Source organism: Anaerotruncus sp. AF02-27, from assembly GCF_003465835.1.
Taxonomy (GTDB): Bacteria; Bacillota; Clostridia; order Oscillospirales; family Ruminococcaceae; genus Anaerotruncus; species Anaerotruncus rubiinfantis.
On record NZ_QSBX01000002.1, the window covers coordinates 1 to 17,571 of the forward strand.

A 17,571-nucleotide genomic window follows, 5' to 3' on the forward strand; every position below is an offset into this window, starting at 1 on the left:
ATCATAGGGCTTTGCCCGCATATGAAATACCCCCGGCTATGCCGGGGGATTATTATTTTGATGCACCGCCAGAGGCCGCTTGTGCAAAAAATAGCCGCAAAGCGGCTGTTTTTAGTTGAGCGCGGCCCTGCGCCGTGTTATAATCTGTTTTGCACAATTTGAAAAGAGGGAATACCAGATGAAGTATGAAGTGGTGCTTTGGGATTTCGACGGAACGATGGTGGATACTTCCGAAGGGATTTTTCAGTCGCTGCGATACGCGTTTGACAAGATGCGCTTACCGGCGCCGTCAGGCGAAATCCTCAGCAAGTTTATCGGTCCGCCGCTGACCAGGATCTTTCGGGAATGTGTCGGCCTGGATGACCGGCAGGCCGCGGATGCGGTCCGCTTTTTCCGGGAAGATTACCGGGAGCGTGGGATTTTTGTTGCAAAGGTCTATGGCGGGATTCATGAGCTGGTTCTGAAATTAAAGGCAGCCGGAGTCCGCAACGCGGTTTCCACTCTGAAGCCGGAACGGATGGCGCGCCAGCTCCTGGAGAAATACGGCATGCTGGATGCGCTGGAAACCTGCTGTGGGACGGTGGAAAGCCGGTCGGAGAACATTGACAAGTCGGAAATTATTTCACGCACGCTTGACCGGATGGGTTATACGGACCTTGCGAAGGTGGTTATGATCGGGGACACCGGCCATGACGCCTCCGGCGCGTGCAAGGCAGGTGTGGACTTCATCAGCGCGGCGTACGGCTATGGGTTTCGGTTTGCCGGAGAAAAGCTTCCGGCAGGCCTTCCGGCCGCAGGCAGCGTCGCTGAACTGGAACAGATTTTGTTGGCGGATACATTGTAAAACGAAAAGAAACATTGTAAAATAAAGAAAATGACTGCAAACGGAGGGAAGAGACATGGACGCCAATTTACATACCATCATCGAAAAGCGGATCAACCGGACAATCGGGAACCTGCAGAACAATAAAATGGACGCCTACTATGTAAAGACCTGTGCCGAAGCGGTAAAGCTTTGTGAAGAGCTCTGCCCGGAAGGCCAAACGGTTTCCTGCGGCGGTTCCGCGACGCTGGATCAGTCCGGGATAAAGGCGCTTCTGCGCTCTGGAAAATATCAGTTCCTCGACCGGGAGGCAAAGGGGGCGGACCCGGCGCAGATCATGCACCAGGCTTTTTCGTGCGACACCTATTTTACCAGTACGAACGCCGTGACCGAAAATGGGGAGCTTTACAATGTGGACGGGGTCGGAAACCGTACAGCGGCAATGCTCTACGGCCCGAAAAGCGTGATCGTTGTCGCGGGTTACAATAAGATTGTCACCGATCTCGATGCCGCGCGCGACCGCGTGCGCAGCATTGCCGCGCCCGCGAACGCCGTGCGGCTTGACCGCAAAGTTCCCTGTAAGGTGCTGGGCAACTGCCGGGACTGCCGCAGCGATGAACGTCTCTGCTGCGGTTTTGTGGTGCTTGCGCAGCAGCAGTTCAAAGGGAGGATCAAGGTGATCCTCGTCGGCGAAGAGCTGGGCTTCTGAGCGAAGGCGATGCCGGAGCTGTACCGGCCGGGAAAACGGCCGGTACAGGCTCCTTTTCTTTCTATACGCAGAAAATAAAAGGGATGGATGATTTGAAAGCGCGATACTACCTTTACATTGTCACGGCGGCATTTCTATGGGGAATGATCGCCCTGCTATACAATGAGCTTGCCGCCGGTGGGCTCAGCCAGATGCAGGTGGTTGCGGTGCGCGCGCTGGTTTCTGGCGTACTGCTTACGGGCTATCTGGCGATTTTTGACCGTGGAGCGCTTCGGATCAACTGGAAGGACTGCTGGATCTTTGCCGGGACCGGGATGCTCAGTTTTGTGCTTTTCAACTACTGCTACTTTATGTCGATCGATCTGGTTTCCGTATCGGTATCGGTTGTGTTGCTCAATACCGCGCCGATCTTCATCATGATCATCTCCGCAATCTGCTTTCATGACCGGATCACCCGCAAAAAACTGGTGGCGCTGGTCATCACCATCACCGGCTGTATTTTGGTGACGGGCGTACTGAGCGCGGACCCGGCGGCCTTCTCTCCAGCGGGAATCCTATACGGAGTGGCGTCCGGTTTTTGTTATGGGCTTTACAGCGTCTTTGGAAGCCTCGCCGTGCGGAAAGGTTACAGCAGCATCACAATCACTGCCTATACGTTCCTGTTTGCGGCGCTCGGTTCGCTGCCGCTTTGTTCGCCCGCGAAACTTTTCCCACTGCTGCATGGAAAAACTTTGCTCGCGGCGCTGGCAATCGGCGCGCTGGTGACGCTGCTGCCGTTTTTGCTTTTTACGAAAGGGCTCACCCGGATCGATTCCGGAACCGCTTCGATCATTGCGGCAATGGAACTGGTCTTCGCGTCTCTGGTTGGACTGCTTATCTTGGGGGATTCCTTCACTTGGGGGAAGCTCGTGGGTGACCTGCTCATCATTTTTTCGGTCATTACGCTCAACACAAAACTGTTTGATAAAAATACTGTGCAAACTGGGGGTTGATCTGATGCGTAAACCTGTAATTGGAGTGACGCCGCTTTATGACGACGCGATGGCAAGCGTCTGGATGCTGCCGGAATATCTTGACGGCGTGACGGAGGCGGGAGGGATTCCTGTTATTCTGCCGCTCGAAGGTGATCCGCAGACAATTTCCCAGCTGGCGGGGGAATGCGACGGATTTCTGTTCACCGGCGGGCATGACATTGACCCGATCCTTTACGGGGAACAGCCGCGGCCCTACTGCGGCAACTGCCACGCTGTCCGCGACAGGATGGAAACACTTTTGTTTCAGAGGGTATTGGAGGCGGATAAACCGGTGCTCGGCATCTGCCGTGGGCTGCAGTTTTTAAACGTCGCGCTCGGCGGGAATCTCTACCAGGATCTGGAGGAGCAGCACCTGTCGATCATCCGTCATAAGCAGCAGAAACCTTACGAGAAACCATCTCATGCAGTGCAGATCCTGCCGGATACACCGCTTTTTGAAATCTATGGCCGCGATCGGATCATGGTCAACAGCATCCACCATCAGGCGGTACAGGAGCTGGCCCCGGCGCTGAGCGCGGCGGCGCTCTCGGAAGATGGGCTCGTTGAGGCCGCTTACATGCCTGGCCGGGAGTTTGTGCTGGGGGTACAGTGGCATCCGGAATACCTGCTGCGTGGGGATGAAAATCAGTATAAGCTTTTCAGTGCGTTCGTGCGCACCTGTGTTGACAGTTCGCGGGAAACCGCTATAATATAAAGAAATGTTCTGATATTTTACAGGGGGATCTATTGATGCAGCTTTTTTTCAAACGTTTTGCCGCGCTTCTGCTGGCGGTTGCCACCTTTGTGCTGGTATCGGTTCCATCTTTTGCGCTGCTGCCCGAAACAGGAGACGGCTCCGGTTCGACAATGGTGCTGATCGGCGGGCTGCTGATTCTTGCGGTGGTGCTGGTGATCGTATATGTGATCCTCTCCAAAAAAAGGGGCCGTTAGGCGTTACCGAAGGATAAAAGAGCCTCTGCCGGTAACGGGAGAGGTTTTTTGTTGGATTTGCACTTTATCGGTGCAATAACGAAAAGCGTGCTTGTGGAAAAACTGGAATTTTGCCCAACCTGTTGTGCGTTTCCTTGACAGATGTTATAATAAACGAATAGCCAGAAGCAAAATGGGCAGCGGCCTGTTCGCACTGGCTGTGATCGAAAAGGATTTTGGAAGGGAGGCGGCCGTTTGCTGGAACAATTGAAGCGGATTGTCGTTGTCGTGGGGCACTACGGCAGCGGGAAAACCAACCTGGCGGTAAACCTCGCGCTGGACTATAAAAAAATGGGTCAAAATGTGACGCTTGTGGATCTGGACATCGTGAACCCTTACTTCCGCAGCGCAGATTTCGCAGGGCTCATGGAGGAACAGGGGATAGGGATGATCGCGCCTGTTTACGCGGGATCAAACCTTGACATCCCCGCGCTGACGGCGCATCTCGACGTGGCGATCGAAACCGAGCGTCAGCTCATTATCGACGTCGGCGGCGACGATGCGGGCGCCGCCGCTCTTGGACGCTACAGCGGCAAAATCAAAGCTTCTGGCGGCTGTGACATGCTCTATGTCGTAAACGGCTACCGGTATCTGACCCGGACCGCCGAAGATGCATCCGAGGTGCTCGACGATATCCAGGCGGTGTCGCGGCTTTCGGTGACCGGCGTGGTGAACTGCTCGAACCTAGCGGATGAGACCACCGCGCGGGATGTGGCGGATACGGCGGATTTTGCTGCGCGTACAGCCCAAAAGTACGGCGTGCCGGTACTTTTCACCGCCGCTGACGAAAGGATCGCCCCGGAGCTGGAGGGCCTGATGCCCGCCGGGATGGTGTATCCGGTTAAAATCTATGTAAAAAAGCCGTGGGAGGCATAAAACTCCTGACGACTCCGAAATTAAGGAGGTGCTAGAAAGAATGGCGAAGATGACAGTAAATAACAACACCTGCAAAGGCTGCGGACTTTGTGTGGACGTCTGCCCGAAGAAGATTATTTTTCTGGACAAAGCGGTCCTGAATGCAAAAGGCTATCATCCCGCGACCGTTTCCGATATGGAAAAATGTATCGGATGCGCGATGTGCGCGATTATGTGCCCGGACTGCGCAATTACTGTAGAGAAATAGACGTGTGGGAAAGAAGGTATTGAAATCATGGCTTCTAATCAGAAGGTCCTTATGAAAGGAAATGAGGCGCTCGCTGAGGCCGCAATCCAGGCCGGCTGCCGTCATTTCTTCGGCTATCCGATCACGCCGCAGACCGAAGTCGCGGCGTATATGGCCAAACGCATGCCCAAAATCGGCGGTACATATCTGCAGGCGGAATCCGAAGTTGCCGCAATCAATATGATCTACGGCGCGGCGTCCGCGGGCGTGCGGGCGATGACCTCGTCCTCTTCGCCGGGCATCTCGCTCAAAACCGAGGGTATTTCGTATCTGGCCGGTTCCGACCTGCCCTGCCTCATCATCAACGTGCAGCGCGGCGGCCCGGGCCTTGGCGGCATTCAGCCCTCCCAGGCAGACTACTGGCAGGCAACACGCGCCCCCGGCCACGGCGACCTGCATGTGCTGGTTTTTGCACCGTCCACCATCCAGGAGATGGTCGACATGGTGTTCGATGCCTATGAGCTGGCCGACACCTACCGGATGCCTGCGATGATCCTTGCGGACGGTATGCTCGGACAGATGATGGAGCCGGTCGTTTTTCCGGAAAAGGAGATCAAGAAGATCGATAAGAGCGGCTGGGCCACCGATGGACATCAGCACAAACGCCCGCACCACATCACCAATTCGCTTTACCTGCAGCCGGATGAGCTGGAGCACAACATCGTAGAGCGGTTCAAACGCTACGAGATCGTGAAGGCGAATCATGCGAAGGCGGAGGAATATCTTGTGGACGACGCGCAGTTCGTTGTCGTCGCATACGGTGCGACCGCGCGTATTGTGCGCAGCGCGGTCAATTCCGCCCGTGAAAAGGGGATCAGGGCCGGCATGATCCGCCCGCTGACCCTTTGGCCATATCCCGTCGCGCCGATCGCGAAAGCGGCGGAGCACGCAAAGGCATTCCTCTGCGTTGAAATGAGCATGGGCCAGATGGTGGACGACGTGCGCCTTGCCGTGAACGGAAAAGCCCCGGTAGAGTTCTTCGGACGCACCGGCGGCATCATCCCGACCCCGGCAGAAGTGCTTGAGGTTCTTGAAAAAATGGCAGGAGGTGACCGGTAATGGCAATTGTTTACGAGAGGCCGCACGCCCTTCTGGACGTTTCGACCCATTATTGTCCCGGCTGCACCCACGGCGTAATCCATAAACTGGTCGCCGAGGTGCTGGACGAACTGGATGTGGAGGGCAAAGCCATTGGCGTCGCGCCGGTTGGCTGTTCGGTGCTTGCATATAATTATTTTGGCTGTGACATGATCGAAGCCGCGCATGGCCGCGCCCCGGCTGTTGCGACCGGTGTGAAGCGTTCGCTGCCGGACAATGTGGTGTTTACCTACCAGGGCGACGGCGACCTTGCCGCAATCGGCACTGCGGAGACGGTCCATTCGGCAACCCGCGGCGAGAACATCACCATCATCTTCGTCAATAACGCGATCTACGGCATGACCGGCGGTCAGATGGCGCCGACCACCCTGCCGGGCCAGGTCACCCAGACTACGCCGTACGGACGTGATGTGTCGATGGCGGGCTTCCCGGTGCGTGTCTGTGAGATGCTCTCCACCCTGAGCGGCGTGGCATATGCCGAACGTGTGGCGGTGGACAGCGTCCCGAATATCCGCAAGGCGAAAGCCGCGATCAAAAAAGCGTTTACCTGCCAGGTGGAGAAAAAAGGTTTCTCAATTGTCGAAATCCTTTCGACCTGTCCGACCAACTGGGGCCTCACCCCGAGCGAAGCGCTCCAGTGGCTGCGTGACAACATGATGCCTTACTATCCGCTGGGCGTCTATGCGGACAGGACGGATAAGGGGGTAAGAGCATGACTCAAAATATGCTGCTGGCCGGTTTCGGTGGACAGGGTGTCCTGTTTGCCGGTAAGATCATCGCTTATTCCGGCCTGATCGAGGAAAAATATGTCTCCTGGCTGCCTTCTTACGGCCCGGAGATGCGCGGCGGCACCGCGAACTGTTCGGTGTGCCTTTCGGACGACCCGATCGGTTCTCCGCTGGTGCTGACCCCGGACCTGCTCGTCGCGATGAACCTGCCTTCCTATGATAAATTTATCGACAAGGTTGCCCCCGGCGGCATCGCTGTGATTGACAGCGCGCTCATCGATAAAAAATGTGAGCGTGACGATATCAAATGTTTCTATGTCCCGGCCACTTCGCTGGCCGATTCGGAGGGACTCAAGGGACTTGCAAACATGATTATTCTGGGTAAAGCGCTCAAGGAGAGCGGTTTCGCTTCCCTGGAAACGGTGGAACAGGCGATCCTCAAATGCGTCCCGCCGAAGAAACAGCATCTTGCGGAGCCGAATGCAAGAGCGGTCAAACTCGGCATGAGCTTATAATGAGAAGGTGCGCACTGTGAAAACGGTGTGCACTTTTTTTCCGTTTGTGGTAGAATAGATCTCGTACTTGAAAAATCGAAAGCTGGTGAACGAATGCTGGATCTGATTCTTGGAATTGCCGGGACGGGCAAGACGACGCTGCTGCATGAGCGGATCGGGCAGGCTGTGAAAAATGGCAGGAAAGCGATCCTGATCGTGCCGGAACAGTATTCGTTTGAAAGCGAAAAGATGCTCTATCGCAGACTCGGCGCGAAGGATGCCCTGTCTGTGGAGGTGCTTAGCTTTACACGTCTTTGCGACCGCATTTTCCGGGAGTTTGGAGGACTTGCGGGCGTTCATCTGGATGAAACGGCAAAATATCTGCTCATGAGCGTGGCGCTGGGGGAACTGCGGGACGGGCTGTCGGTTTACCGAAGGAACGCGGAAGACGCGGCGCTGGTCGCTTCGATGTGCGAAACCGTCAGTGAACTGAAAACCGCCGGCGTGGAACCGGAAATTTTGCGTGCGGTTGCGCGGGATGCTTCCGGGGGACTTTCGGACAAGCTCGGAGACATCGCGCTGATTTTTGAGACCTATCAGGCGCTCATTGAACAGGGTTACACCGACCCGGACGACAACCTGCGGCGCGCCTGCAAAAAACTGGAGGAACATCCGGACTTCCTGGAGGATTACGAAGTCTTTATCGATGGGTTTATGGCCTTTATGGGCGCGGAATGGAGGATGCTTGCGCTGCTGCTCGAGTTCTGCCCGCGTGTGACCGTGACGCTCACCTGCGAGGGGCCGCAGGCGCCGGGCGCCACGGGCGCACTCAGTGCGCCCGCGCGTACCGCGCACCGTTTGACCGAAATGGCCAAACGGTGCGGCGCCCGGGTTAGTCCGCCGGTCGTGATGCGGGAGCCGCACCGGTTTCAAAACCCCGCGTTGGCTGCCGTGGCGAGGGAATATCCGAAACTGCGGCCGGAGATATCTGCGGATACGCGGGATGTTTTTGCCATATCATGCGAGGACCTTTACGATGAGTTGGAGTATATTGCAGCGCAGATCGCTCTGCTTGTGCGGGAAAAAGGATACCGTTACCGGGATATTGTGGTGATTGGAAGGAGCCTTGAGCGGTATCTTGTACCGCTTGAAACGGTCTTTTCGCGGTATGATATCCCGTTTTTTGCCGACCAGCGGGAGGATATCCAGGTGTATCCCCTGGTGAGCGGCGTGCTTGGCGCGCTCGAAGCGGTGCGCGGGAACTTCTCCACCGACGCGGTGCTTTCACTTGCAAAAAACTGCATCACCGGAGTGGATCAGGTGGACGCGGGACTTTTGGAAAATTACTGCTTCACCTGGGGAATCAGCGGATTTACCTGGGTTGCGGATTTTGTCAATAATCCGGACGGCATGGTGGAAGGCTTTACAGAGGAACAGACTGCCGCGCTTTCCCGGATCAACGCGGCGCGTGAAAAATTGGCGGGACCGCTGCGCAAATTGATGAACCGGCTGGAAAATTGTGATGGACGTGGATTTGCGGGCGCGGTATTCCAATATCTTGCCGACTGCAAAGCGGCGGAGCACCTCCAGGAGAGCGCACAGGAGATGGATCTGGAGGAGCAGAAGCGCTTTTTGGAAACCGGCGCGCAGGTCTGGGATCTGTTGGTCGGGATTCTGGATGTGTTCGGAGGCGCGTTGGGCGGGACAAGCTTCAAGCTTTCGCGTTATATCGATCTTTTGCGCATGAGCCTCGCCGCTTCGGACATTGGCTCGCTGCCGCAGACGCTTGATCAGGTGATTGTCGGCACAGCGGACCGCATCCGGCCGAATGGTCCGCGCGCGGCCTTTATAATTGGGCTCAACGAGGGCGTGTTCCCGCTGTGGGACGCGCCTGGGGGCATCTTTTCCCCGGCGGAGCGCAACCTTCTCAAAGAGCGCGGCGTGGATCTTCTGCGTACGCCGGAGCAGTACGCCCTCTTTGAGCGTTACTTCGTCTATTTCGCCTTGACCCAGGCGTCTGAACGCCTTTATATGACCTGGCCGATGCGGGACACCGCGGGGGGCGCGCTCGCGCCGTCCGGCGCGCTCGCACAGCTGCGCGGAATCCTGGGGGACAAAATCTTCGGCGCGCCTTCTTTTTACGACGCGCTTGGGCGCGCCGTAAACGAAAAAACCGCGTTTGACGCGATGACCCGGTGCTGGCGGGGGGATTCCGTCCGGGAGGCGACGCTGAAGGCGTATTTTGCGGAGAACGCACCGCGGCGGATGGCGCAGCTCGAAAGCTGCAGCGGCGCGCGGGAGTTCGCCCTGTACGACCGCGCGGCGGCGCGGAGGCTCTTTGGACGTGAAATGCGCATTTCGCCGTCCAAGGTCGAGCGGTACTACAGCTGCCCGTTTTCGTATTTCTGCCAGGTGGGGCTGCGGCTCAACACCCGCCGCAAAGCGGAATTTAATCCGATCGAATCGGGCTCGCTCATCCACTTGGTGCTCGAAAAGATGGTGAAAAAACATGGCGGCAGGGGACTTTTCGTCCTTCCGGACGCGCAGCTGCGTGCGGAGGTTTCCGAACTCATTGAAGCGGACCTCGGCGCGAAGATCCAAAATCTCGAAGAGATGCCCGCGCGCTTCAAATATCTCTTCCGGCGGCTGGTGAACACGCTTGTCCGGCTGCTCCGGCGGCTGGGGCTGGAGTTTTCGCAGAGCGAATTTGAGCCGGAAGCGTTCGAGCTGCCGATCAACCTGGATGCGCAGATAAAGCCGCTCGACCTGATCGCGGCGGATGGCACCAAGGTGATCGTCGAAGGGATCGTCGACCGCGTGGACGTTCTGCGGCGCGGGCAGAAACGATATGTGCGGGTGGTGGACTACAAGTCCGGCCGCAAGACCTTCAATCTGTCCGACGTCTATTACGGACTCAACCTGCAGATGCTGATCTACCTTTTTTCAATCTGTGAGAATCCTTCGCCGGACGGGACGGAACCGGTCCCCGCGGGTGTGCTCTACATGCCCGCGCGGGACAGCGTGATTTCGGCCGGGCGGCATGCTTCCGACGAGGAAATACGCGCCGAGCAGCTCAAGCGGCTCAAGATGAACGGCATCCTGATTGAGGACAGGGAGGTCCTCTCCGCGATGGAGCCGGACCTTGCCGGGGTGTTCATCCCAGCAAAGGCCAAGAAAGACGGCAGCTTCGATGTACACAGCTCACTTGCGAACCTCACGCAGATGGCACAGATCCGCAGGCAGGTTGAAAAGCTGCTCACTGAAATCTCCAGCGACCTGTACGGCGGGAGGATCGGCGCCAAACCAGCCGACGGACTGTCGGATTATTCGCCCTGCCTCTGGTGCGATTATCATGCGGTCTGCGGGCATGAGGAGGGGGACCCGGTACGAAAGCTCTGCGAGATTGACAAGGAGCGCATCTATGAACTGATGGGGAAGGAGGACTCCGATGGCTGAAAAACGCTGGACGCCCGAACAGCAGAATGCAATTTCGGCGCGCGGCGGGACAGTATTGGTATCGGCGGCCGCCGGCAGCGGCAAGACCGCTGTGCTGGTGGAACGGGTTGTGGGGCTGCTGCTCGACGAAGATCATCCCGTCGATGCCGACCGCCTGCTGGTCATGACCTTTTCGAATGCCGCCGCGCTCGAGATGAAACAGCGGATCATGGCGCGCGTTTCGGACATGCTTGCCGTTCATCCGGACGACGAACAGCTGCTGCGGCAGCAGCTGCTTTTGGGACGCGCGCAGATTGGGACGGTCCATTCCTTCTGTATCAGCCTCATCCGCGAAAACTTCCAGCTGCTCGGTATCTCGCCCAATTTGCGGGTAGCGGACGAAAAGGAGCTTGAAATCCTGCGGCGCGATTGCGCAAGCGGCACGGTCGAACGGTTCCACAGCGAACGCGGAGCGGCGTTTGCCGAGCTGGTCGAGCTGTTGAGCAGCGGACGCGACGACAGCAGGCTCTTCTCGACTTTATTTTCACTCTACGACTTTGTGCGGGCGCATCCGTTTTACCGCAGCTGGCTTGACGAGAAGCTCGGCTATTACAGCCCGTCGGTTCGGGTGGCTGATTCAATCTGGGGTCAGGCGATCCTTTCCTACACGGCGGAGGCGTTCGATTACGCGATACAGCTGACCCGGCAGGCGCTTGGCATCATCACCACAGACGAAGCGATGGCCGCTGCCTATCTGGATGCATTTTCCCACGATCTGCTTCAGCTGGAACAGGCCGCCGCCATCGCGGCAAGGCGGGACTGGGACGGCGTCTGCGAAAAACTCGCCGCCTTTACCTTTGATAAGCTGCGGCCGCTCAAAGGGGACAGCCCGCAGAAGGGGAGTGTCCAAGGCCTGCGCAGGGCGGTGAAGGGAATCGTCGACGGGCTTTCGAAGGGGCAGTTCTGCGCAACCGCCGCTGAGTTCGCGGAGGACATCGCATTTCTAAAGCCGATGGTGGAAATGCTGTTCGATCTCGTGAAGGAGTTTGACGACGATTTCACACGGCAAAAGCTCCAGCGCAACCTGATGGACTTTTCAGATATGGAACAGTACGCGATCGCTTTGCTCGTGCGCACGGTCGGAGCGGGATACGCCAAAACACCGCTCGCTGAGAACATTTCGGCGCTTTATGACGAGGTGCTGGTCGATGAGTTTCAGGATACCAACGAGGCGCAGGAAATCATTTTCCGTGCCGTCTCACGTGATGAAACGAACCTTTTCATGGTGGGCGACGTCAAGCAGAGCATTTACCGTTTCCGGCAGGCGATGCCGGAGCTGTTTCTTGAAAAGAAAAAGCGCTATGCGCCTTTTGACGGCGCGCATTTCCCGGCACGGATCACCCTTGGAAAGAATTTCCGCAGCGCGCCGGAGGTCATTGGCGGGATCAACTTCTTTTTCCGGCTGCTGATGAGCGAAAAAATCGGTGAACTTGATTATACTGATGAAGAAGCGCTTGTCCCGGGTGCGGTATTTCCGCCGGGCGTCCAGGAAGGCGTGTCACTCGAGCTGCTCGATGTCGGCGAATATGCTGGGGAGCGCGATAAATCGGCGGTAGAGGCGGGCTACGTGGCCGAACGGATCGCAGGGCTTTTGGAGGCCGGGACGCTTGTCTCGGACGGCGGCGGGCTGCGGAAAGTCCGGCCCGGAGACATCTGTATCCTGATGCGTTCGCCGTCCGGCAAGGCGCAGTCCTATTTTGACGCGCTTACGAAGCTTGGTGTTCCGGTCTGGTCGGAACCAAAGAGCGGTTACCTGACCACAAAGGAAATTGCACCGGTGATTTCGCTTTTGCGGGTGATTGACAATCCGCTTTTGGATATTGACCTGGCCGCTGTAATGATGTCGGCGCTGTTCGGTTTTACAGCGGACGAAATGGCCGCTCTGCGCCTTGCGAAAAGGCGCGGGCCGCTCTATCCGGCGCTTGCCGCGCGCGCCGGCGAAGGAGACCTGCACTGCGTGGCGTTTCTTGAAACGCTTGCCCGCCTGCGGCAATTTGCCGCTGGCGCGACCGCCGACCAGGTGATCCGCAAGATTTATGAGCTGACCGATTACCTTGGCAAGGTACAGGTGATGCGTTTGGGCGAAACCCGCCGCGCGAACCTGCTGCTGCTTGTGCAGTACGCCTGCGATTACCACGCGAGCGGCTATAAGGGCCTTCCGGGCTTTGTGCGGTTCCTTGACCAGCTGCTCGAGCGGAAAAGCGACCTTGCTCCGGCCGCGAGCCTTTCCGAGCAGGCGGATGTGGTGCGGATTATGAGCATCCATCGTTCGAAAGGGCTGGAATTTCCGGTGGTATTCCTCTGCGACAGTGCAAAACGTTTTAATAAGGAGGATCTCTATGGGAATACCCTGCTGCATTCGCGGCTGGGTTTTGCCTGTGTACGCCGTGACTTCGAGCTGATGAAGCAGTTTACCACGGTACCGATGCAGGCGCTGCGGCTTGAGATTGAACGTTCATCCCTTTCGGAGGAGCTTCGGGTGCTCTATGTGGCGCTCACCCGGGCGAAGGAACGGCTGTACATCACCGGGACGGTTACGAAGGCAGAGGAAAAGCTTGCGGGGTACTGCGCGCCGCTCGAAGCGGACGGCAGGCTTTCGCCTTATCAGGTGCGGGCCGCGTCGAGCTATCTCGACTGGCTCCTGATGGCGGCGGTACACCATCAGGACCTTTTGCCCGCGCTTGCTGAAATCGGCGTGGACGTGCAGACAGCGCCGGATGAAAGCCAGCTGAACCTGCGGATCGTGCCGGTGCTGGACGACCCGGATCAGGAAGCAAAAGCGGATGAGGCGGGGCAGGCCGCCCCTGACCCGCGGCTGCTTACCCTGCTGAAGGAGCGGATTGCGTACCGGTATCCGTTTGAGGCGCAGACGAGAATCCCGACCAAGATGGCGGTTTCACAGATTTCCAAAGGCGAAATGGCCAAAGCTTACCGCTTCGCCCGGCGCCCGGCCTTTTTGTCGGCGTCGGGACTTACCGGCGCGCAGATGGGAAATGCGCTGCATAAGTTTATGCAGTTCGCCGATTACGCCGCAGCTGCGAAGGACGCGCCTGCGGAGATTGAACGGATGGTGGAGAATGGATATCTCACCCGGCAGGAAGCCGATGCGGTCGATGCGGGCAAGCTGAACCGGTTCTTTTCCGGGACGCTGGCCGGGCGGATTTTCACGGCGGAGAAGGTCTACCGTGAGCTGCGCTTTCTGGCGGAAGTCGGCGAGGAGACACTTGGGGACTACACCGGCCTTTTCGACGGTGACAGCAGGACCGCCATCCAGGGCGTGGCCGACTGTGTTTTTATTGAGGGCGGGCAGGCGGTGATCGTCGACTATAAGAGCGATTATGTGAAGGAGCCACAGGAACTCATCGACCGGTATTATGGGCAGCTGGACCTTTACCGCAGGGTGCTCGGGGAAAGCCTGGGCATGCCAGTGAAGGAATGCGTGCTCTATTCGTTCGCGCTCGGACGGGAGATCCGGCTCGATTTCAAAAAACAGGGTGTTGACAGCGAAGAAATTCTATGATACAATCCTTTAGTAAACAAAGCAGAGCAGATTCTGTTCTCACCTCGCCGGTGATGTGCCGGCTGGTCAATACGGTTTTCCCGATGAGGGTAATTGTGTGACAATGAGCGTGGGTGGATTTTGCCTGCGCTCAGTTTTATTTTGTAAGAAAGGCTTTGGAGGTGTTTCGCATTAGCACTAAGGATTTGCTCATCAATGAGGAGATTAGGGACAAAGAAGTTCGTCTGGTCGGCACGGAGGGCGAGCAGCTGGGAATCGTTTCCCTAGCGGTGGCGCAGAACATGGCGATTGAAAAGAACCTTGACCTGGTGAAAATTGCTCCTCAGGCGGCCCCGCCGGTCTGCAAGATCATGGACTACGGCAAGTATAAATTCGAGCAGGCCAAACGCGAAAAAGAAGCAAGAAAAAATCAGAAGGTCATTGAAATCAAGGAGATCAGGCTCTCGTTGAACATCGATACCAACGATTTTAACACAAAAGTCAACCGTGCCATCAAGTTCCTTGAGGGCGGGGACAAGGTGAAAGCTGCTTTGCGTTTCAGAGGCCGTGAGATGGCGCATCCCGAGCTGGGCACGAACATTATGCAGCGGTTTACCGACGCCGTGGCTGCCGTGGGCAACGTGGAAAAACAGCCCAAGATGGAAGGCCGCAGCATGGTTATGTTTATTTCGCCAAAGCCGGCCACCAATATTAAGGGAGGAAACAAAAATGCCTAAGCTGAAGACTCATACCGGCGCAAAAAAGCGCTTCGGACTCACCAAAAATGGTAAAGTAAAGCGCGCCCGTGCTTACAAGTCCCATATCCTGACCAAGAAGGACACCAAGAGAGGCCGCCGTCTGCGCCAGGGCACCTACGCGGACAAGACCAATGCTCCGACCATTAAACTGCTCATTCCTTACAAATAATCGGAAAAATAACGGAGGTAAATAGATATGGCTCGTGTTAAGGGCGCAATGATGACGCGCAAAAGAAGAAAAAAGACTCTGAAGCTTGCCAAAGGTTATTTTGGCGCTAAGAGCAAGCTCTTTAAAATGGCCAAACAGCAGGTCATGAAATCCGGAAACTACGCTTTCATCGGCAGAAAACAGAAAAAGCGTGATTTCCGCCGCCTGTGGATCACCCGCATTTCCGCCGCCGCTCGCATCAACGGCATGAACTACAGCACGCTGATGAACGGCCTTAACAAGGCCGGTGTCGATCTCAACAGAAAGATGCTCTCCGAGATCGCCATCAACGATGCGGCCGCGTTCACTGCCCTGTGCGAAAAGGCGAAAGCAGCCCTTTAATAATCTTGCAGTATACGCCCGCGTCATTGACTGCGGGCGTATTTGTAATTTTATCCCTTTCTGATAAAAGGAGGATTTTGCCACATGGTGCTGCGGGAAATCACTTCGCGGGAGAATCCCGCGGTCAAGGAATATGTGCGGCTGGCCGGTTCGCGCAAGGCGCGCCGGGAAACCGGGCGTTTCGTCACCGAAGGGGTCAAGCTCACAGCGGAGGCGTTCAATGCGGGCTGTACGCCGCGGGCGGCGTATGTCACCGAAGAGGCGTTCAAGCGATATGATGTGTTGACGAAGCTTGCGGAAAAAGGCCTGGAGCTGGTTGGAATTTCATCTTCGGTGGCTGCGAAGCTGGCTCAGTCACCGAGCCCGCAGGGGGTATTCGGCGTATTTTCGATGCTTGACAACCAAACGCAACCTGTTAAAATAGGCAGTAACGGTAAATTTCTCCTGCTTTCATCCCTGCAGGATCCCGGAAACCTCGGCACGATCCTGCGTACCGCCGCCGCCTTTGGGGTGGACGGGGTATTTCTTTCGGACGACTGCCCGGATCTGTACAGCCTCAAGGTGCTGCGCGCGTCGATGGGCGGCGTGTTCAAGGTACCGTCTGCGGTGTGCGGCGATCTTGACGGTATTATCGCGGCGCTGCGGCAGGAGAAGGTGCCGGTTTGGGCCGCCGCGCTGTGTGAAGGGGCGGCGCCGGTTTCAAAGGCAAAGCTAGCCGGCGGCTGTGCCGTCGTCATCGGAAATGAGGGCAATGGACTGGCCAAAGAGATGATCGATCAGTGCGACGGGGCGGTGATCATTCCGATGCGGCCGGACAGCGAATCGCTCAATGCGGCAATGGCCGCGGGAATTCTGGTCTGGGAGATGACCCGGGACCGGCTTTGATCTAGCGATCAGGACAACAGGGAAAAGATATGACAGGAGGGGCCGAGCATGGCTGACCGCATTTACTGGATCTGGCTGCAGGAAGCGCTGGGGATCGGCAATGTCAAAGCGGATCGTGTGATCCGCGAAATCGGTTCGCCCGAAGCCCTATACCGCATGAGCGCGCGCGAGCTTTCCGCGACTGGAATTTTCGCGCCAAAGGAGATCGAAAAGATCAAAGCGACTACGCTGGAGCATGCGAAAGAGAACCTGCTGCGGGCGAAAAAGCACCAGTGTGCCGTCATTACACCGGATCATCCGGACTATCCCTCCAATCTGACAAATATCGACTGCATGCCGTGTGTATTATATGTACGCGGCGACCTTTCGGGAATCGACGGGGAACTTGTCATTACGATGGTCGGTACACGGGAAAGCGACCAATACGGCGAAACCTGTGCCGCAAAGCTTTCCTACGACCTTGCGGTCGCCGGATGCACGATCGCAAGCGGTCTGGCGGTCGGAATCGACTGTGCATGCCATGAAGGGGCGCTTCGCGCACAGGGCAGGACGATCGGGCTGCTTGCCTGCGGGATGGATATCGATTATCCGCAGGCGAGCCACGGACTGAAACGAAGCATCCTAGAGAATGGCGGGGTATTGATCTCCGAATTCCCGTTTGGGGAAGCGCCGCGCAGATATAATTTCCACATCCGCAACCGCCTGCTCTCCGGGATCGCATCCGGTGTGGTGGTTGTGCAGGCACCCGAACAGAGCGGAGCGCTCATCACCGCGAATCATGCGCTGCGGCAGAACCGGGACGTGTTCGCCGTGCCGGGCGGGATCTTCGATGCGAAGATGACCGGCTGTAACCGGCTGATCAAGGATGGCGCGAAGATTGTCGTGAATGTTTACAGCATTTTAGAGGAATATATAAACAAATTCCCTGAGAAGATGGACCCCAAATCGATTGTGCGGCGGCTGCGCGCTGTTTCAGCGCCGATGCAGACCCAGCAGGTAAATTTTCCACGCAAAATTGCGCGTCCGGCCGGGAGCGGCCGGGAGGAATTCCTGATGGTGGCGCAGGAAGCTGCCGCGCCGGTAAAACGGATTGTAAAAGCGGAGCTCGACGCGCGTGCGGTGTCCATGCCGGCGCAGCGGATCTATGAGCTGCTTGGGCGGGAGCCGGCGGATGGCGACTGGATCGTCGGCCGGACGGGATTTTCCGCGATGGAGTGCATGGTGGCGCTCACCGAGCTTGAACTGCAGGATCTTGTAAAAGTCCTGCCCGGCAAACGGTATGTGATCCGGGAGCCGGAATCAGATTGAAAGCAACTGCGAATTAACGCATGCGGATAAAGAGAATGATTCTCCAGAAAGGAATGGTT

17 protein-coding genes are annotated in these 17,571 nt (G+C 57.1%); all 17 read left to right on the top strand.

Annotated features, from left to right (window positions below; all coding sequences use genetic code 11):
- Positions 1-178 precede the first annotated feature (178 nt).
- Positions 179-844 (top strand): HAD hydrolase-like protein, encoded by a 666-nt coding sequence (locus DWV16_RS02040; protein WP_066459697.1) that lies wholly within the window; start codon positions 179-181, stop codon positions 842-844.
- Positions 845-899: 55 nt separating this feature from the next.
- Positions 900-1,532, top strand: coding sequence for a lactate utilization protein (locus tag DWV16_RS02045; protein ID WP_066459695.1), 633 nt, complete (start codon positions 900-902; stop codon positions 1,530-1,532).
- Positions 1,533-1,615: 83 nt separating this feature from the next.
- On the top strand, positions 1,616-2,524 hold the full coding sequence (locus DWV16_RS02050; protein WP_118477683.1) for a DMT family transporter: 909 nt from the start codon (positions 1,616-1,618) through the stop codon (positions 2,522-2,524).
- A 4-nt stretch (positions 2,525-2,528) separates the two neighbouring features.
- Complete coding sequence (locus DWV16_RS02055) at positions 2,529-3,260, top strand: gamma-glutamyl-gamma-aminobutyrate hydrolase family protein (RefSeq protein WP_066459691.1); 732 nt, start codon at positions 2,529-2,531, stop codon at positions 3,258-3,260.
- 35 nt (positions 3,261-3,295) lie between these two features.
- Positions 3,296-3,496: an LPXTG cell wall anchor domain-containing protein gene (locus tag DWV16_RS02060; protein ID WP_118477684.1), complete on the top strand. Its 201-nt coding sequence runs from the start codon at positions 3,296-3,298 to the stop codon at positions 3,494-3,496.
- 234 nt (positions 3,497-3,730) lie between these two features.
- Positions 3,731-4,411 carry a cobalamin biosynthesis protein CobQ gene (locus DWV16_RS02065; RefSeq protein WP_243007257.1) on the top strand — a complete coding sequence of 227 codons (681 nt, stop codon included), beginning with the start codon at positions 3,731-3,733 and terminating at the stop codon, positions 4,409-4,411.
- 40 nt (positions 4,412-4,451) lie between these two features.
- Positions 4,452-4,658 (top strand): ferredoxin family protein, encoded by a 207-nt coding sequence (locus tag DWV16_RS02070; RefSeq protein ID WP_066459687.1) that lies wholly within the window; start codon positions 4,452-4,454, stop codon positions 4,656-4,658.
- Positions 4,659-4,709: 51 nt separating this feature from the next.
- Positions 4,710-5,756: a 3-methyl-2-oxobutanoate dehydrogenase subunit VorB gene (locus DWV16_RS02075; RefSeq protein ID WP_243007258.1), complete on the top strand. Its 1,047-nt coding sequence runs from the start codon at positions 4,710-4,712 to the stop codon at positions 5,754-5,756.
- Entirely contained in the window at positions 5,756-6,511 is a 756-nt protein-coding gene (locus tag DWV16_RS02080) for a thiamine pyrophosphate-dependent enzyme (RefSeq protein ID WP_066459680.1), read from the top strand. Before DWV16_RS02075 ends, DWV16_RS02080 begins: the two co-directional genes overlap by 1 nt.
- On the top strand, positions 6,508-7,038 hold the full coding sequence (locus DWV16_RS02085) for a 2-oxoacid:acceptor oxidoreductase family protein (RefSeq protein WP_066459678.1): 531 nt from the start codon (positions 6,508-6,510) through the stop codon (positions 7,036-7,038). The genes DWV16_RS02080 and DWV16_RS02085 overlap by 4 nt, the downstream gene beginning before the upstream one ends.
- 93 nt (positions 7,039-7,131) lie before the next feature.
- Positions 7,132-10,473: a PD-(D/E)XK nuclease family protein gene (locus DWV16_RS02090; protein WP_118477686.1), complete on the top strand. Its 3,342-nt coding sequence runs from the start codon at positions 7,132-7,134 to the stop codon at positions 10,471-10,473.
- Positions 10,466-14,032, top strand: a complete 3,567-nt coding sequence (addA, locus tag DWV16_RS02095; RefSeq protein ID WP_118477687.1) for a helicase-exonuclease AddAB subunit AddA — start codon at positions 10,466-10,468, stop codon at positions 14,030-14,032. The genes DWV16_RS02090 and addA overlap by 8 nt, the downstream gene beginning before the upstream one ends.
- 161 nt (positions 14,033-14,193) lie before the next feature.
- Positions 14,194-14,748, top strand: coding sequence for a translation initiation factor IF-3 (gene infC / locus DWV16_RS02100; protein WP_066460495.1), 555 nt, complete (start codon positions 14,194-14,196; stop codon positions 14,746-14,748).
- On the top strand, positions 14,741-14,938 hold the full coding sequence (gene rpmI / locus DWV16_RS02105) for a 50S ribosomal protein L35 (RefSeq protein WP_066459672.1): 198 nt from the start codon (positions 14,741-14,743) through the stop codon (positions 14,936-14,938). Before infC ends, rpmI begins: the two co-directional genes overlap by 8 nt.
- A 27-nt stretch (positions 14,939-14,965) precedes the next feature.
- Positions 14,966-15,319, top strand: a complete 354-nt coding sequence (gene rplT, locus DWV16_RS02110; protein WP_066459668.1) for a 50S ribosomal protein L20 — start codon at positions 14,966-14,968, stop codon at positions 15,317-15,319.
- An 84-nt stretch (positions 15,320-15,403) separates the two neighbouring features.
- Positions 15,404-16,204 (top strand): RNA methyltransferase, encoded by an 801-nt coding sequence (locus tag DWV16_RS02115; protein ID WP_066459666.1) that lies wholly within the window; start codon positions 15,404-15,406, stop codon positions 16,202-16,204.
- A gap of 48 nt (positions 16,205-16,252) precedes the next feature.
- The gene (gene dprA / locus DWV16_RS02120; protein ID WP_066459664.1) at positions 16,253-17,512 is read left to right on the top strand and encodes a DNA-processing protein DprA; all 1,260 of its coding nucleotides are present in this window, start codon (positions 16,253-16,255) and stop codon (positions 17,510-17,512) included.
- Positions 17,513-17,571: the final 59 nt, after the last annotated feature.

Excerpts from the sequence above, each read along its gene's own strand:
- DWV16_RS02040 (WP_066459697.1), top strand. The coding sequence starts at position 179 with ATGAAGTATGAAGTGGTGCTTTGGGATTTCGACGGAACGATGGTGGAT.
- DWV16_RS02045 (WP_066459695.1), top strand. The coding sequence starts at position 900 with ATGGACGCCAATTTACATACCATCATCGAAAAGCGGATCAACCGGACA.
- DWV16_RS02050 (WP_118477683.1), top strand. The coding sequence starts at position 1,616 with ATGGATGATTTGAAAGCGCGATACTACCTTTACATTGTCACGGCGGCA.
- DWV16_RS02055 (WP_066459691.1), top strand. The coding sequence starts at position 2,529 with ATGCGTAAACCTGTAATTGGAGTGACGCCGCTTTATGACGACGCGATG.
- DWV16_RS02060 (WP_118477684.1), top strand. The coding sequence starts at position 3,296 with ATGCAGCTTTTTTTCAAACGTTTTGCCGCGCTTCTGCTGGCGGTTGCC.
- DWV16_RS02070 (WP_066459687.1), top strand. The coding sequence starts at position 4,452 with ATGGCGAAGATGACAGTAAATAACAACACCTGCAAAGGCTGCGGACTT.
- DWV16_RS02075 (WP_243007258.1), top strand. The coding sequence starts at position 4,710 with ATGAAAGGAAATGAGGCGCTCGCTGAGGCCGCAATCCAGGCCGGCTGC.
- DWV16_RS02080 (WP_066459680.1), top strand. The coding sequence starts at position 5,756 with ATGGCAATTGTTTACGAGAGGCCGCACGCCCTTCTGGACGTTTCGACC.
- DWV16_RS02085 (WP_066459678.1), top strand. The coding sequence starts at position 6,508 with ATGACTCAAAATATGCTGCTGGCCGGTTTCGGTGGACAGGGTGTCCTG.
- DWV16_RS02090 (WP_118477686.1), top strand. The coding sequence starts at position 7,132 with ATGCTGGATCTGATTCTTGGAATTGCCGGGACGGGCAAGACGACGCTG.
- addA (WP_118477687.1), top strand. The coding sequence starts at position 10,466 with ATGGCTGAAAAACGCTGGACGCCCGAACAGCAGAATGCAATTTCGGCG.
- rpmI (WP_066459672.1), top strand. The coding sequence starts at position 14,741 with ATGCCTAAGCTGAAGACTCATACCGGCGCAAAAAAGCGCTTCGGACTC.
- rplT (WP_066459668.1), top strand. The coding sequence starts at position 14,966 with ATGGCTCGTGTTAAGGGCGCAATGATGACGCGCAAAAGAAGAAAAAAG.
- DWV16_RS02115 (WP_066459666.1), top strand. The coding sequence starts at position 15,404 with ATGGTGCTGCGGGAAATCACTTCGCGGGAGAATCCCGCGGTCAAGGAA.
- dprA (WP_066459664.1), top strand. The coding sequence starts at position 16,253 with ATGGCTGACCGCATTTACTGGATCTGGCTGCAGGAAGCGCTGGGGATC.